13 protein-coding genes are annotated in these 15457 nt (G+C 73.1%); 9 read left to right on the forward strand and 4 right to left on the reverse strand.

The window, feature by feature from the left end:
* Nucleotides 1-76 precede the first annotated feature (76 nt).
* From DN069_RS23910 to DN069_RS42910, 4 genes are all read left to right on the forward strand, one after another.
* Nucleotides 77-1363 (forward strand): YhgE/Pip domain-containing protein, encoded by a 1287-nt coding sequence (locus DN069_RS23910; protein WP_111504131.1) that lies wholly within the window; start codon nucleotides 77-79, stop codon nucleotides 1361-1363.
* 205 nt (nucleotides 1364-1568) lie between these two features.
* Nucleotides 1569-2219 carry a DsbA family oxidoreductase gene (locus tag DN069_RS23915; protein WP_111504096.1) on the forward strand — a complete coding sequence of 217 codons (651 nt, stop codon included), beginning with the start codon at nucleotides 1569-1571 and terminating at the stop codon, nucleotides 2217-2219.
* A 104-nt stretch (nucleotides 2220-2323) separates the two neighbouring features.
* Nucleotides 2324-3118 (forward strand): ferritin-like domain-containing protein, encoded by a 795-nt coding sequence (locus DN069_RS23920; RefSeq protein ID WP_111504098.1) that lies wholly within the window; start codon nucleotides 2324-2326, stop codon nucleotides 3116-3118.
* Nucleotides 3119-3295: 177 nt separating this feature from the next.
* Nucleotides 3296-3484: a hypothetical protein gene (locus DN069_RS42910; RefSeq protein ID WP_165845617.1), complete on the forward strand. Its 189-nt coding sequence runs from the start codon at nucleotides 3296-3298 to the stop codon at nucleotides 3482-3484.
* Nucleotides 3485-3575: 91 nt separating this feature from the next.
* Here DN069_RS42910 and DN069_RS23930 read toward each other — a convergent pair whose 3' ends face one another.
* Nucleotides 3576-4796 carry an LLM class flavin-dependent oxidoreductase gene (locus tag DN069_RS23930; protein ID WP_111504100.1) on the reverse strand — a complete coding sequence of 407 codons (1221 nt, stop codon included), beginning with the start codon at nucleotides 4794-4796 and terminating at the stop codon, nucleotides 3576-3578.
* Nucleotides 4797-5006: 210 nt separating this feature from the next.
* Between DN069_RS23930 and DN069_RS23935 the strand changes: the two genes are divergently transcribed.
* The gene (locus DN069_RS23935; protein ID WP_111504102.1) at nucleotides 5007-5426 is read left to right on the forward strand and encodes a YciI family protein; all 420 of its coding nucleotides are present in this window, start codon (nucleotides 5007-5009) and stop codon (nucleotides 5424-5426) included.
* Nucleotides 5426-6763, forward strand: coding sequence for an RNA polymerase sigma factor (locus tag DN069_RS23940; protein WP_111504104.1), 1338 nt, complete (start codon nucleotides 5426-5428; stop codon nucleotides 6761-6763). Before DN069_RS23935 ends, DN069_RS23940 begins: the two co-directional genes overlap by 1 nt.
* A gap of 201 nt (nucleotides 6764-6964) precedes the next feature.
* On the opposite strand, the gene DN069_RS23945 is transcribed toward DN069_RS23940, so the two are convergent.
* Together DN069_RS23945 and DN069_RS23950 are read right to left on the reverse strand one after the other, a co-directional pair.
* Complete coding sequence (locus tag DN069_RS23945) at nucleotides 6965-8356, reverse strand: MFS transporter (RefSeq protein WP_111504106.1); 1392 nt, start codon at nucleotides 8354-8356, stop codon at nucleotides 6965-6967.
* 239 nt (nucleotides 8357-8595) lie between these two features.
* Nucleotides 8596-9951, reverse strand: a complete 1356-nt coding sequence (locus tag DN069_RS23950; RefSeq protein ID WP_111504109.1) for an MFS transporter — start codon at nucleotides 9949-9951, stop codon at nucleotides 8596-8598.
* A gap of 108 nt (nucleotides 9952-10059) precedes the next feature.
* Between DN069_RS23950 and DN069_RS23955 the strand changes: the two genes are divergently transcribed.
* Both DN069_RS23955 and DN069_RS23960 read left to right on the forward strand, forming a co-directional pair.
* On the forward strand, nucleotides 10060-10965 hold the full coding sequence (locus DN069_RS23955) for a LysR family transcriptional regulator (RefSeq protein WP_111504111.1): 906 nt from the start codon (nucleotides 10060-10062) through the stop codon (nucleotides 10963-10965).
* Complete coding sequence (locus tag DN069_RS23960; protein ID WP_111504113.1) at nucleotides 10962-11696, forward strand: GNAT family N-acetyltransferase; 735 nt, start codon at nucleotides 10962-10964, stop codon at nucleotides 11694-11696. Before DN069_RS23955 ends, DN069_RS23960 begins: the two co-directional genes overlap by 4 nt.
* Nucleotides 11697-11740: 44 nt before the next feature.
* Here DN069_RS23960 and hrpB read toward each other — a convergent pair whose 3' ends face one another.
* Nucleotides 11741-14332: an ATP-dependent helicase HrpB gene (gene hrpB, locus DN069_RS23965; protein ID WP_111504133.1), complete on the reverse strand. Its 2592-nt coding sequence runs from the start codon at nucleotides 14330-14332 to the stop codon at nucleotides 11741-11743.
* Nucleotides 14333-14544: 212 nt separating this feature from the next.
* Between hrpB and DN069_RS23970 the strand changes: the two genes are divergently transcribed.
* Nucleotides 14545-15457: 3D domain-containing protein (locus DN069_RS23970; RefSeq protein WP_207892246.1), on the forward strand; the 913-nt coding region annotated here is incomplete at its 3' end.

Genomic DNA, 15457 nt, shown 5'->3' on the forward strand with positions numbered 1-15457 from the left:
TCCATCCGCGTCCATCCGGGTGCTCCCGGCGGTGCGGTACCGCCGCAAGCTGCGGCGCGCGGAGATCATGGGCGCCATGGCCACCGCTAGCTCCCCCAGGCCGCCCGCGCGCGGTGCCCGTGCGACCACGCTGGTACGGCGCGCCAAGCTGTGGCTGATCCCGACGATCCTGTGCGCGCTGGTCGCGCTCGTCCTCTCGCTGCTCTACATGGGCGGCATCATCAACCCCAACGGCAACCTGCACCGACTGCCGATCGGCCTGGTCAACGAGGACCAGGGAGCGCCCCCGCCCGGGCAACCGCAGAACCTGGGCACGCAGATCACCGCAGCCATCCCGGCGCAGACCCCGGGCACGACCGTCCAGTGGCGCCCGCTGACCGCCGCGCAGGCACAGGACCAGCTCGCCACCGGCAAGATCTACGGCGCGCTGGTCGTGCCCAAGGACTTCACCGCCTCCATCGAGGCGCTCGCCTCGTCGCGGGCGACCACCCGCCCGACCCTGACGGTCCTGACCAACCCCGGGATGGGCAGCCTCGGCTCGTCGCTGGCCTCACAGATCTCCCAGGGCGCCGCCCATCAGGCCTCGCTCACCATCGGCAAGGGCCTCGCCCAGGCGGCGGCCGGTCAGGGCGCGAACGCGACCACGCAGACCCTGCTGAGCGACCCCGTCACGGTGACCACCCAGCAGGGCCACCCCATCGGCGCGCACAGCGGCCTGGGGCTCAGCGCCTTCTACTACACCCTGCTGCTGGTCCTCACCGGCTTCATCGGCGCCAACATCATCCACAACGGCGTCGACACCGCGCTCGGCTACGCCGACTCCGAGCTCGGCCCCTGGCACACCCGCCGCCCGACCGTCCCTATCAACCGGACCCAGACGCTGCTGCTGAAGATGACGATGACCTCGTTCATCGTCATCCTCACCACGACACTGGTCATGGTCGCCACCATCGCCATCCTCGGCATGGACGCCTCGCACCTGCCCCTGCTCTGGATCTTCTCCTACTGCGCGAGCCTGGCGGTGGGCCTGGGCGTCCAGGCGATCAACGCGGCCTTCGGCGGCTTCGGACAACTGGTCGCGATGTTCGTCTTCATCGCCCTCGCCCTGCCCTCCTCCGGCGCCACCGTCCCCCTGCAGGCCCTCCCGGGCTTCTACCGCTTCCTCTCCGTCTTCGAACCGATGCGCCAGCTCAGCGACGGCGTCCGCGCCATCCTCTACTTCGACGCCCGCGCCGACGCCGGCCTCACCCGCGCCTGGATCATGATCGCCATCGCCTGGGCCGCCGCCCTCCTCTTCGGCTTCGGCATGACCTTCTACTACGACCGCAAGGGCCTCCACCGCCTCACGCCCCAGCCGGAGTGATGGCAACGCCGAGCTGGTGCGGAGGTCAGGCTCACAACGGGTCGTCGACCTGCTTGTGGCCTCCTCGTTTCGGCGGCGAGGTGGACGCTACGACGCCCACCAGTTCGGTGATCCTTGGGACGCGCAATAAGTTCACTTCAAGAACTGTTGAGTACTTCATGTAATCTGGGGAGTGAGCACAGCACGAAGAAGAAGGAGCAAGACCGTGCGCGTCGAGATCTGGGGCGACATCAACTGCCCGTGGTGCTACATCGGCAAGGCCCGCTTCGAGAAGGCGCTGGCCGGGTTCCCGCACCGCGACGAGGTCGAGGTGGTCCACCGCTCCTTCGAGCTCGACCCCGAGGCCTCGACCGAGCCGCGCCCCGTCCTGCCCGCCATCGCGGCCAAGTACGGCATCACCGTCGACCAGGCCCGCCAGGCCGAGGAGCGGATCGCCTCCCACGCCCACGGCGAGGGCCTGCCCTACCGCGGCGCGGAGCGGGACGTGGCGAACAGCTTCGACATGCACCGGCTGCTGCACCTCGCGGAGGAGCAGGGCCGCCAGACGGAGCTGCTCGACCTCCTCTACCGGGAGAACTTCGACGGCGAGACGTCTCCCTTCGCCCCCGGCCGCCTGCTCGCCCTCGCGGTCGAGGCGGGCCTCGACGAGCAGCGCGCCGCCGCGGTCCTGGCCGACCCCACCGCCTACGCCGAGGCCGTCCGCGAGGACGAGGCCACGGCCGCCGAGCTGGGCGCGACCGGCGTCCCCTTCTACGTCTTCGACCGCCGCCTCGGCGTCTCCGGCGCCCAGCCCCCGGCCGCCTTCGCCTCCGCCCTGGAGCAGGCCTGGAACAGCCGGGCCACGGCCCAGGGGTAGACCGACAAGCAGCACTTCACCCGGGCGGCCCCGCCTCGGTTGTGGCAGGCCACGGCCTGACCAAGGCTGGGACGAAGGCGTGGGCGTCCGGATGAGGTGAGGATGTGCTGACGGCGAAGAGCGTGTTCCGGGAGATCCTGGACGACGACGAGGCGTTCCGGCTCTTCTGCTCGATCGCGGCGAGTGGCGAGGCGCAGGGGGGTTGGGAGAACGGCCGCATCGCGGCACTGCTTCCCGACAGCCTGGACTACCTGGCCCCGCGCGTGGCTCGGCACGGGGCCGACGAGGACAAGCACGGGCGGATCTTCAGCGCGCTGCTGCACAAGCGCGGTCTCACCCCCGTCCCGGTGCCGCCGGAGGCCGATTACACGATGATCCTGGAGCGCCAGGGCATCGGCCTGTCCCACCGCAAGCTGACCGCCGACGCTCCGCTCGACGAGCACGACGTGGTCGCCTACCTCGCGCACAGCCGGGTGACCGAGCAGCGCGCGTCGGAGCAGATGCGGCTGCTGGTCCGCTACTTCGGTGACGACCAGGGCATCGGCAAGGCGGTCAAGATGATCTGCCGTGACGAGGACAACCACCTCGCCTACTGCCACGAGGAACTGCTGCGCCTCGCCGCAGCGGGCCACGGCCGCGAGATCAAGGACCTGCTCGACGCGAGCGCGGCGGCGGAGATCCGCGTCTACCGTGATGTCAGCCTCGCGGTGATGGGGCGGATGGCGGAGATCCTGCGCTGGCCGAAGGCCAAGACGGCGGCGATCACCGCCGGCATCCACGGGATGTACGCGTGGGAGCGCGCCGGCGGCTGGTTCCGGATGGTCAGCCTGCGCATGCCGGAGCGCCGCGGCGCGCTCGACGGTCCGGCCCCCGCCCCGGCCGCTCCTGAGTTCGCCTGAGCGAAGCCGCCAGCGGGGCCGACAGCCGGCCGGGAGTGAAGCCCACGGCGGGGCACAGAAGCGGACAGAAGGGGGGGGAGGCACGGGGGGAAGCTAGAGCACCTGCGCGATTCGCCAGGTTTCGCCGCCCCCGCGCTACTCCCCCACACCCCTGGACACCACACCAGGCTTGGGCCCATGAAAGCGAACGAAATCCCGAACCACCAGCCGGTCCGACTACCCACCGCGTTCATGAAGTGGTGGCTGTCCGAGCCGGCGTCGGAGCCCCGTCAGGCCCAGTCCTTGTCCAAGTCCGGCCCCGCACGCCGCTGTGTGAACGAGAACCAGTTGCCGGAGTCGTCGCGGAAAATCGCCTCGGTCCCGTAGGGACGCGCGAGGTTCGTTGCGGCGTCCGCGGGCGGGGTGGGGCGGCTCACCCCTCGATCCTGCCACGCGGCACGCCACGACGTCCGTCCCGTCAGTCCGGCACCGGCAGGATCGCGCTCAGCGGCAGCACGGTGTGCTTGAGGTCCGGGTCGACCGGGCTGTTGTACGGCGGGTACTTGGGGGCGCCCGCGTTGCGGCGGTAGACGGCGGTGGAGATCTCCGGGCTGCGGTCGAACTCGGGGATGACCCGGTCGCCGAAGAGCTCCAGCATCTCCAGGTGCTCCTCGAAGTTCATGCCGCCCGCCAGCCCGAAGACCAACTGGTCGCAGCCGACCCGCTGGTAGGCCTCGACCTGCTCGCAGACCTCGTCCGGGGTGCCGCAGAGCAGGTAGCCGCCCGCGATCAGCTCGTCGAGCAGTTCCTCGCCGCCGAACGCGCCGAGGTTGATCGGCGGCTCCGGCCAGGTGATGCCGTCGGCCGACTTCGGCATGGTGTCGTGGTAGAGGTTGACCAGCGTCACGATGTAGGCGTTGCCCGCCGAGAGCGCGATCTCCCGGGCCCGCTTGCGGTCGTTGAGGCAGACCACGGCGTTGGTCATCATCACGTTGTTGTTCTGGTAGTCGCCGAGGATCTCGACGGGGTTCTCGGCCGCCTCCTTGTAGGCCTCGATCCGGCCCTTCAGGTTGTAGATCGGCTCGAAGTTGAAGGCGATCGCACCGATGCCGAGCGAGCCCGCCTTGGCGAAGGAGGGCGGGTTGCCGCAGGCCATCCAGATCGGCGGGTGGGAGTGGCCGTAGGGCTTGGGCAGGATGTTGTGCGGGGTCGGCACGGTGAAGTGCTGCCCCTCGAAGGAGTAGTCGTACTGCTCCCACATCCGCACGATCTCGCGGGAGACCTCGTCCCACTCGGCCTTGGTGGAGTTGGTGTCCATGATGTTGAAGGACTTCAGCTCGTGCGAGCCCGCGCCGCGGCCGGTGCCCCACTCGAAGCGGCCCTCGGTGATGTGGTCCAGCATGGCCGCGCGCTCGGCGAAGCGGACCGGGTGCTCCTTGCGCGGAGAGAGCGAGTTGATGCCGGTGCCGAGATGGATCCGCTCGGTGCGGGCCGCGACGTAGCCCATCACGACCTCGGGCGCGGACATGTGACTGTACTCGGTGAGCGAGTGATGCTCCCCGAACCAGACGTACTTCCAGTTGTGCCGGTCCGCCTTGATGGCGATCTCCATCTCGCGGCGGAGCGCGAGATGCTCCGAGGCCCGGTCGTGCGCGGCCGGGCCGGGGATGAACCCGTTGACGAAGATGCCGAATTCCACGGAGGGTCCTCCTGGCTGTGACGGAGTGTGCTGCGCCGCAAGAACATCTGACTATCCATCAGATTTGACGACAAGGCAACGGCCGGGCGCTCCCCCGCACCCCTGCGACCCCCAGAAAAATCTTCGTCGCCCGTGTCGATCCGCTGCGCCGCCGTTCGACCTGCGGTAGAGAAGGTCGAAAGGCGACCTTCAGCACAGCAGGAGACCGAGATGGCGAAGTACATGCTGATCATGCGGAACACCGACGAGTCCCTCGCGACGATGATGTCGACTCCGTTCGACCAGATGCTGGAGACCGTGGGCCGCTTCAACGAGGAGCTGATCAAGGCCGGCGTGCTGGTCGCCGCCGAGGGGCTGGACGACCCGGGGCAGGGCGTCGTCGTCGACTACAGCGGGGAGAAGCCGGTCGTCACCGACGGCCCCTACGGGGAGACGAAGGAGCTCTTCGGCGGCTTCTACCTGATCGACGTCGCGTCGAAGGAGGAGGCCGTGGAGTGGGCCAAGCGGATGCCCGCGATCCCCGGCTCGAAGGCCGAGATCCGCCGCGTCCCGGGCATCGAGGAGTTCCCGCAGGACAACGAGTGGATCGTCAAGGAGCGCGCCTGGCGTGAGCGGACGGGCCAGCTCTGATGCCGCAGTCCGCCGACGGTCGCTCGCCCGCCACTGCCGATCCCAGCGGCGCCGAGGCGGCGCGGCGGGCCGTCGAGGCCGTCTGGCGGATCGACTCCGCCCGGATCGTGGGCGCGCTGGCCCGCTACACCGGGGACTTCGAGCTCGCCGAGGACGTCGCCCAGGAGGCGCTCGCGGAGGCGCTGGTGGGCTGGGCGCGCGACGGGGAGCCGGCGAACCCGGTCGGCTGGCTGCTGGCGACCGGGCGACGTCGGGCGATCGACGCCTTCCGGCGCCGCTCGGCCCGCGACGAGCGCTACGCGCTGCTGGGGCGCCGGCTCGCCGAGGGCGGAGCGAGCTCCGGCGCGGTCGAACCGCCCGAGCGGGCGGACGAACCGCCGTGGGACCCGGACCGCGTCGAGGACGACGTCCTCGCGCTGATCTTCATCGCCTGCCACCCGGTGCTCGCCCCGGAGGCGCGGGTCGCCCTGACGCTGCGTGCGGTGGGCGGGCTCTCGAGCGAGGAGATCGCGCGGGCGTTCCTGGTGCCCGTGCCGACGGTCCAGGCCCGGATCACCCGGGCCAAGAAGACGATCGCCGCGGCGGGGGTGCCGTTCGAGCTGCCACCGGCCGAGGAGCGCCGGGAGCGGCTCGGCGGCGTGCTGAGCGTGCTGTACGTGATCTTCACGGAGGGGTCCACGGCGACGTCCGGCGACGTGCTGCTGCGGACCGACCTGGCGTACGAGGCGATCCGGCTGGCCCGCATGCTGGCCGCGCTGCTGCCGGACGAGCCGGAGGTGCACGGGCTGCTCGCGCTGTGCGAGCTCACCGCCGCGCGCTTTCCGGCGCGGACCGGGCCGGACGGCGAGCCGGTGCTGCTGGAGGACCAGGACCGGCGGCGCTGGGACCACTCGGCGATCCGGCGCGGCCTGGCCGCGCTCGGCCGGGGCTCCGCGGCGGGCCGCGGCCTCGGCCCGTATGGACTGCAGGCGGCGATCGCGGCCTGCCACGCGGTCGCTCCCTCGGTGACCGAGACCGACTGGGACCGGATCGTGCTGCTGTACGAGGCGCTGGGCCGGGTCGCGCCCTCGCCCGTGGTGGAGCTGAACCGCGCCGTCGCGGTCGCCATGGCGCAGGGGCCGCAGGCGGGGCTCGACCTGGTCGACGACCTGGCGGTCACCGGCCGCCTGTCGGGCTCGCACCTGCTGCCGACCGTCCGCGGGGAACTGCTGACCCGCCTCGGCCGCACCACCGAGGCCCGCACCGAACTCGAACTCGCCGCCCGCCTCTGCGGCAACGCGCGCGAACGCGCGGTGCTGCTCCGCAAGGCCGCCGCGCTGTCGGCCGACCGGCGCTGACCCGAGCCTCCACCGCGCTGCCGCGGGACGGACGCGAAGCGCGCGCCCCCGCCGGTCCGCGTGGCCGGTGGCCGCGCTGCCGCAGGACGGGGCGGAGAACCCGCGCGGCCTCGGTCGTCCGAGGCCGGGGCTGGAGACGTACGGGCTGTGGCCTGCACGCCCCGGCCCCGGACGAGGCCCCTGTGGTGTCCGACGGTGCCGTCAGACGCGGACGGGCTTCCGCTCCGCCGTGCGCTCGCGCGCACGCTCGGCGGGGGCGTCCGCGGCGGCCTGTTGGAGGCCGACGCCGCGGGTCTCCTCCGCCCAGAGGGCGCTGACGAGGAGGCCGACGGCGGTCAGGCCGGCGGCCATCAGCATGGTCGGGCCGATGCCGAGGCCGGTCAGGGACATGGGCAGCAGGTAGGTGCCGACGGCCGCGCCGACGCGGCTGACCGAGGTGGCGAAGCCCACGGCCGTGGCGCGGACCGAGGTGGGGAACAGCTCGTTGGGGTAGGTCCAGTCGAGCACGTTCGGACCGCCGCACAGGAAGGCGTAGGCGCAGAGCGCGGCCAGGGCCAGCAGCGAGGGAGCGGTCGGCCAGACGCCGAGGAACATCAGCGGGACGATCATCAGCGCGAAGGACCAGATGATCACCGGGCGACGGCCGCGGGTGTCGATGGCGCGCAGCGCCGGGTAGCAGCCGATCAGGAAGACCAGGCTGATCAGGCCGGTGCCGAGGGTGTCCATCACGGTCCCGCCCGGCAGGCCGAAGGCGCCGAGGATGGCCGGGCCGAAGGTCAGCATCGCGAACAGCGGCGCGACCTGGCACAGGAAGAACAGGCCGCAGAAGAGCGTGCGGCGGCGGTAGCGCGCACTGAACAGCACCCGCAGCGAGCCCGCGTCCATGCGCTCGCTCTCGGCCGGCTCGCCGGCCAGCAGCTCGTCGACGGTGACGTCCGCGTCGAGGTGACGGCGCACCAGTTCGACGGCCTCGTCGCCGCGGCCGTTGCGGGCCAGCCACAGCGGGGACTCCGGCGAACCGCGGCGGATCACCATGAAGAACGCGCACAGCACGGCGGGGCTGGCCAGCAGCCAGCGCCAACTGCCCTCGCCGCCCAGCTGGATGGAGACGTAGCCGACCACGTAGGCCAGCACCGAGCCCGCGTACCAGGCGATGATCTGCTGCCCGAGCAGGCGGCCGCGCTGCTTGACCGGCAGCCACTCCGCCAGCAGCGAGGTGGCGATCGGGTAGTCGGCGGCGACGGCCATGCCGAGGACCAGGCGCAGGGCGACGATCGCCCACACGTCGGTGACCCAGAAGGAGGCGATCGAGCAGGCGGTCATGACCAGCAGGTCGGCGGTGTACATCACCTCCCGGCCGATCTTGTCCGTCAGGACGCCGAAGACCGCTCCGCCGAGGAACATCCCCAGCAGCGCGGCGGCGCCGATCAGGCTCACCGCGCCGGTGCTGAGCTTCAGCTGCGGCTGCATGCCGATCAGGGCGACGCCGACGACGCTGAGGATGTATCCGTCCAGCAGCGGTCCGCCGGAGCAGGCGAAGGCGAGGCGGCGGTGGAACGCCGTATAGGGGGCGTTGTCGATGACCGTGGACATGGGCGCCTCCTCAGTCGACCACCTCGTCAGGGAAGACGACGGGGACGGCGCCGACGGCGGTCGTCAGGGTCTCGGCAGGGGTGTTCATGGTGCAGACAGGGCTTTCTTCCGGGGAGGCACAGCAGCACTCGATTGACATGTGCAACCGCTTAACTGTTCTTCATCCTGCGCACATATCGGGACATCATGTCAAGGCAGCCCGACATGGACACCCGCCAAGATGTCCCGGCACGGCCGCCTCATGCACCGTTCGTTCGTCCACGTCTGGCCAGCCCGAGAACGGCGAGGGCCAGAGCCGTCACGACCACCAGGACCAGGCCACCGGCGGCGAGTGAGGCCAGGGTGCCGAAGACCGCCACCCCGAGGGCCGTACCGGACATGCGCGCCGCGTTCAGGGCTCCCTGTCCGGTGGCGGAGTACTCCAGCGGCGTCGCCGCGGACATGTCAGCGATGCAGGCGGGGATGGCGAGCGGGGAGCCCGCGCCGATCAGCAGCTCGACGGCGAAGACCGTCCACAGCGAGGTGGGGCCGACGAGCAGCACGGCGCCGCCGAGCAGGTCGAGCACGAAGCCCGCGAACATCACCGGGCGGGCGCCGAACCGGACCACCAGACGGCCGGTGAGCATCGGGACGAACGCGACCGGGACCGTCATCGGCAGGAAGAGCAGCCCGGCCTCGAACGCGGACAGGGCGCGGGTGCCGACCATCCACTGCGTCAGCGTGTAGAGGATGCCGTAGTAGACCAGCTGCGACACCACCGCGACGACGAGGTCCACCCGCACCCGGCCCAGCCGCAGCAGCGCGGCGGGCAGCATCGGGGCCTCGGCCCGGCGCTCCACGAGGAACAGCGCCACGACGGCGGTCAGCGCGACGGCGAGGGCGACGACCGGTGTCGGGTGGCCCCAGCCGTCGTCGCCGCCGTTGATCAGGCCGTAGGTGAGGGCGACCAGGCCGACGACGGAGAGCAGCAGACCGGGCAGGTCCAGGGGCTTGGCGGCGCCGGCCCGGTGCGCGCTGAGCCCGCCGGAGACGAGCAGCGCCAGGACCGCGATGACCGGGTTCACGAGGAAGACCCAGCGCCAGCCACCGGCCGCCACGAGCGCGCCGCCGAGGACCGGCCCGGCGGCGATGCCGAGGCCGGTGACGGCCACCAGCGTGCCGATCTTCTGCTGCCGGACCCGGGTCTCCGGGTGGAGCGCGGCGAGCAACGCCATCGAGGCGGGCACCAGCCCGGCCGCCGGCACGCCGAGCAGGGCGCGCCCGGCGATCAGCACGCCCGCGTTCGGGGCCGCGGCGCACAGGACCGAGAAGACCGCGAACAGCGCGAGCGCCGCCTGGTAGACCCGGCGCGGCCCCCAGCGGTCGGCGACCGAGCCGACGGCGAGCACGAGACCGGCGAGTGTGACCGTGTAGGCGTCGACGGTCCACGGCAGCGAGGCGGCGGAGGCGTGGAGGTCGTGGCGCATGTCGGGCAGCGCCACGTTGAGGATGGTGGCGTCCATGGCGATCATGAAGTTTCCTGCGGCCACGCCGGCGAACTTCGTGCCCGTACGCTGCCGGGCCGAAGCCTCGGAAAGGGAGAGTGCGGTAGTCATGGCCGCATCCTGATCCGGGCGCCGAGCGGGTCGCCAGGCCGGAATTCCGATGGCGCCATCGGAGAATCCGATACCCCCGTCGTCCGAGGCCGTGACAGACTCCGGGGCATGGATCTGCGCTATCTCACGGCGTTCACCGCGGTCGCCGAGACCGGCGGAATCAGCGCCGCCGCCGACCGCTTGGGCTACGCCCAGTCCACCCTGAGCATGCAGGTGCGGCGCCTGGAGGACGAGTTGGGCGCGCAACTGCTGCGCCGCACCAGCACCGGCGCGCAACTGACGGACGCGGGCAAGCGCCTGCTGCCCTACGCGCTGCAGGCCACCGAGCTCGCCGAGCGGATGCGCCACGCCGTCCGCAAGGCCACCCCGCGGCTGCGGGTCGGCGCCCTGGAGTCGCTCGCGGACGAGTGGCTGGCGCAGGTGCTGACGGCCTACCAGAACTCAGGCTGCCGTCGGGAGTTGCTCCTCACCGTCGCCCCGCGCGAGCAGCTGCTCGGCGACCTCGCGGCGGACCGGCTCGACCTGGTCTTCGTCTACGACAACGGCACGATCCCGGACACGCCGTACACGGCGGTGGACGAGGAACAGTTCGTCCTCGTCGCAGCGCCGGAACACCCCCTCGCGAAAATCGACAGCCCGAGCGCGGCGGACCTCTTCGCCGCGGAGTTCCTGGTGGTCGAGCGCGGCTGCACCTCGGAACTCCTCTACCGCCGCTACGGGCGCGCGCTGACCTGCGACACCCGGGTCGGCATGACCACCGGCTCCCTCGCCGCGCTGCGCCGCATGGTCACCCTCGGCCGCGGCATCGCCCTGCTGCCGCGCACCGCCGTCCGCGCCGAACTCGCCGCCGGCGACCTGGTCCGCATCGACCCCGGTCTGGATCCCTCCGGGCGGATCCCCGTCCTTGCCCGCTGGCAGGCCGGGCGCGAGGAGCTCGTCGCGCCCCTGGTCGACGTGGCGCGTGGCCGGGTCGGCGGGGCGGTCGGCGCGTCGGCGGGCGGGGCCGCGGCATGAACCGCGACGACACCGTGCCCGACACCGCCGATCCCGACGAGGCTGTTCCCGACGACGCCGTGCTCGACGATCCGGTGGGCGCGTCGCTGCGCGGTCGCCACGCCCACCTCGCCCGTCGGCTGGGCCGGGTCGCCACCTACCAGCCCGAGGTGGCCACCTTCTCCGCGCTGCCCGCCGACGCGGACGAACAGGACTGGCACGACCTCGCGAAGCTGCTCGGGCCGGGTGCGTTCGCCGACCTGTTCAGCAGCCCGGCGACGCCCCCCAAGGACTGGGAGCCGGTGTTCACCCTGGAGGGCCGTCAGCTCGTCTGGTCGCGTCCCGCGCCGTCGCCCCTCCCCGCCCAGGCGGTCGAGCTGGGCGCGTCGAACGTTCCCGAGATGCTCGACCTGGTCGCCAAAGCCCGGCCCGGCCCGTTCTGGCCGCGCACCCACGAGCTCGGCACCTACCTCGGCATCCGCGACGCCGACGGCGCGCTCGTGGCCATGGCCGGCCAGCGACTGCGCCCGCCGGGCTGGACGGAGATCAGCGCCGTCTGCACCGCGCCCGAGGCACGCGGCCGGGGCCACGCCGCCCTCCTGGTCACCGCGCTCGTCGCCCGCGCCGTGGCCCGGGGCGAGCGCCCGTTCCTGCACGTGGCCGAGACGAACACCGGCGCGATCGCCCTGTACGAGCGGCTCGGCTTCGAGACCCGCAAGCCGGTGACCTTCCGGGGCTTCCGCACCCCGTAGCGGCTCGGCAGGTCAGCGGCTCTGTACGCAACCGGCTCGGCAGGTCAACGGCGCGGGTTCGCGCGGCGGGTGGGTTCGGCGACGGTGGGGTCCTCCGGCCAGGGGTGGCGGGGGTAGCGGCCGCGGAGGTCCGCGCGGACGGCGCGGTAGCCCTCGCGCCAGAAGGAGGCCAGATCGGCCGTGACCGCGGCCGGGCGTCCCGCCGGGGAGAGCAGATGGATCGTCAGCGGGACGCGCCCGTCGGCGAGTCGGGGCGCGGCCTGCCAGCCGAACAGCTCCTGGAGCTTGACGGCCAGCACGGGCTGGTCGGCGGAGTAGTCGACGCGGATCCGCGAGCCGGTGGGGACGGTGATCCGCTCGGGGGCCAGCTCGTCGAGGCGTCCGGCCGCGCCGGAGGCCCAGGGCAGCAGCCGGGTCAGGGCGGTCGTGGTGGGGATGCGCTCCAGGTCGGCCCGCCGTGCGGCACGGGACAGTTCGGGCTCCAGCCAGTCCTCGGCCCGCTCCAGCAGCGAGCGGTCGTCGACCGCCGGCCATGGATCGCCGAGCACGCGGTGCAGGAAGGCTAGCCGCTGCCGCAGCCCGGTGGCCTCGGCCGACCAGGTCAGCAGCTCGCCGACGCCCTCGGCGGCCAGCCCCTCCCACAGGGCCGCCCGCAGCAGCGCCCGGTCCGGCGCGCCCAGCGGCCTGGCCGCCAACTCGACGGCGCCGAGCGACTCGACGCGGCGTGCCGCCACGTCGCCGCGGCGCGAACCCGGGGGCACGGCCCAGCGCACTTCCTCACGGTCCGTCAGCAGCGGTGCCGCACAGCGCCGGGCGGTGGCCTCGTCGGTCACGGCGCCCAACTGGACGCGGGCCGAAGGGGATCCGGCGGGGCGGTCGGCGACGGCCACGGCGATCCACTCCGCGCCGGAGAGCGCGGAACCGGCCCCCGTCTCCGCGGCGGTCCCGGAGGCCATCAGATAGACGGCCGCGGCGCCGGGCTCCGGCTTCGGGCCGCGCGCCCTGGCGATCCGCTCGGGGAAGGCCAGCCCCACGACCAGTCCGGCGGCTTCGGCGTCGCCGACCCGCTGCGGCGGGTCCTCGGCGTCCGGGTGCCGACGCAACCGCCGGACCTCGTCCCGCCAACGCGCGGCGTACGCCGCGTACGGGTCGGCGCCCTGCCGCACCGCGCGCCGGACGGCGGCCAGGTCGTCGCCGAGCCCCCGCGGCGGCTCCTCGGAGAGCAGCGCCACCAGCTCCGCCGCCTGGCGCTCGCCGACGAGCGGCGCCCCGTCGAGCAGCGCGCGGCCGAGCCGCGGATGCAGGCCGGTGCGGGCGATGCGGGTGCCGCGGCCGGTGGCCCGGCCTTCGGCGTCGAGCGCGCCCAGGGCGGTCAGCGTCGTCGTCGCGGCGGCCAGCGCCCCGGCCGGCGGCGCGTCGGGCAGGACGAGGCCGTGTCCGCCCGGTGCGCCCCAACAGGCCACCTGCAGGGCGAAGGACGTGAGGTCGGCCTGCATGATCTCCGGCGCGGGCAGCGCGCGGGCCAGCGCGTCCTCGGCCTCGGCCCAGCAGCGGTAGACCGCGCCGGGCGCCTCCCGGCCCGCGCGTCCGGCGCGCTGCCGGCCGGTCGCCCGCGAGGACCGCACGGTGACCAGCCCGGCCAGTCCCCGGGCGTGGTCGGTGCGGGGCTCGCGCGACAGCCCGCAGTCCACGACGCTGCGCACCCCGGGCACGGTCAGCGAGGACTCGGCGACGGAGGTCGCGAGCACCACCCGGCGTCGCGGGCCCGCGGCGAGCGCCGCGTCCTGCACGGCCCGGTCGGCGCGCCCGTGCAGCTGCAGGACGTCGACGGAGTCCCGCAGGCCGCCGAGCAGTCCGGCCACCCGGCCGATCTCGCCCGCACCGGGGAGGAAGCACAGCACGTCGCCCTCGCGCTCGCGCAGGGCGCGCCGCAAGGTCGCTGCGACGTGCTCCAACAGGGCCGGGTCCGTCCGCAGACCCTGCGGCGGCCGGACGGGTCGGGGCGGCGGCGACCAGACCACCTCGACGGGGTGCTGGATGCCGTGCGCCTCGACGACGGGCGCGGGCCCGTCGCCGGGCTCCTCACTGCCCGCTTCGCCACCGAGCAGCCGGGACCAGGCGGCGGTGTCGGAGGTCGCGGAGGCGCAGACGAGCTGGAGCTCGGGGCGCAGCGCGGCCCGGGCGTCGAGCAGGAAGGCCAGCGCGGTGTCCGCGTCCAGGTGCCGCTCGTGGCACTCGTCCAGCAGGACGAGGTCGACCCCGGCGAGCTCCTGGTCCCGCTGCAGCCGCTGCAGCAGCACCCCGGTGGTGACCACCTCGACCACGGTGTCCGGACCGACCCGCCGCTCCCCGCGCACGGTGAACCCGACCCGCTCGCCGACGGGTTCGCCCAGCAGCCAGGCCATCCGCCGCGCGGCGGCCCGCACCGCGAGCCGCCGCGGCTCGGCGACCAGCACCCGCCGCACCGGCCCTCCGTCCACCAGCCCGGCCACCAGACCGGCGAGCGCGAGCGGCACCAGCGTCGTCTTGCCCGTCCCGGGCGGCGCCGCCAGCACGGCGGCCCCGCGCTGCTCCAGCGCGCGCTGCAGCGGACGGACGGCACTACGGACGGGCAGGTCGAGCCAGGCGGGGTTCACCACGGCAGTCTCCCTGATCAGCGCCCACGACGGCGAACACGGCCCGCCGTCGTCCGTGGCGCCGAGCCCCGGATTGGTCTAGACGATATTGGTCTAGACCCCTTGACGCCCACTCAAAAGGTCCGATTCACTGGCCCGCAGTGCCGGCGGGTGTACATGCCATGCCCGCCCGCCGCTCCTCCCCCGCACCTTGCCCGGAAGGGAGCACGACCATGACTCCGAACCGCGGACGCACGCGGTTGTCGTTCGCAGCGATGGCCATGGCTGCCGTCGCCGTCATCGCCCTGCTCCTCGGATCACGCGCCTCGGCCGACGCCGCGGCCGCCCGTCCGCAGGCCGGGGCGGCGAGCGCGCTGCCCGCCTGTCCCTTCTGGGCGGCCGGGATCACGCCGCCCGCGCGCAGTGTGACGCCGTGGGTGCCGCCGCTGCAGACCGCTCCGGCCGTCGACTTCTCCACCCGGCCGGCCGCGCCAACCATCTCCGGCACCCTGGCGAACGGACAGGTCACCATCACCGTCAACCCGGTGCCCAACGCCGTGGCCTACAAGGTGTGGCGCGACGGCGTGGACGTCGGCTACATCAGCTACTGGGGCCAGACCGGCCCGCTGACGGTCACCGACACCTCGCCGTGCCAGAACGCGTACTACGACGTCGTCGCGATGTACGACACCAGCAACTCCGACGCCTCGCTCGGTCACCTCTCCGTCCCCTACTGGCTCGGCGCGGACGGAACGCTGGCGCCCGGCGCGGGCGACGTGGCCGTCGGGACGCAGATCCCGGTGATGGTCACCTCCTACGACAACACCGGCCAGGACGCCTCCGGCTACAACGCCCAACTCGGCGTCTGCGCCACCGATCCGCGGGTGATCCCGTGGGGCACCTACTTCAACGTGCCGGGCTACGGCACCTGCTACGCCGCCGACCTCGGCACCTGGATCCAGAACGACACGGTCGACATCTGGCTCCCCGGCGACCAGGCGAACAACTGGGGCGTGCAGGACCGGACGGTCACCGTGATCGCCGATCCGTACGGCGGCGGATCCACGCCGACTCCGACGCCGACCCCCAGTGCCTCGGCCACGGGCTCACCGAGCCCGAGCCCCACCCCGACGCCCACGCCGACCC

Source organism: Streptacidiphilus pinicola (assembly GCF_003258295.1).
Lineage (GTDB): Bacteria > Actinomycetota > Actinomycetes > Streptomycetales > Streptomycetaceae > Streptacidiphilus > Streptacidiphilus pinicola.